Raw genomic sequence first — 257 nt, forward strand, 5'->3', positions numbered from 1 at the left:
GCCCGCGCGCGCGCGCGCGCGCGCGCGGCCGGATGTGCTGTGGGGCTCGCTCGACAACGGCAACAGCTGGACCGACATCACCAGCAAGGTCTCCACCACCACGCTGGCCTGGAACGGCGTCACGCTGACCGGCAGCGACACGCTGCAACTGAAGGTGGTCGACGCCGCCGGCAATACAAGCGCGGTGCGCAGCCAGGCCTATGTGCTCGACACCAGCGCCCCGGCCACACCGGGTACGCCGGTGCTGGCCAAAAAAT

General features: G+C 70.0%; 1 protein-coding gene. It reads left to right on the top strand.

The annotated features are described in order from the left end of the window. The coding region (locus tag HLUSI_RS29345; RefSeq protein ID WP_040503626.1) for a hypothetical protein at positions 1–257 on the top strand (257 nt) is incomplete at both ends.

Source organism: Herbaspirillum lusitanum P6-12 (assembly GCF_000256565.1).
Classification (GTDB): Bacteria; Pseudomonadota; Gammaproteobacteria; order Burkholderiales; family Burkholderiaceae_D; genus Herbaspirillum; species Herbaspirillum lusitanum.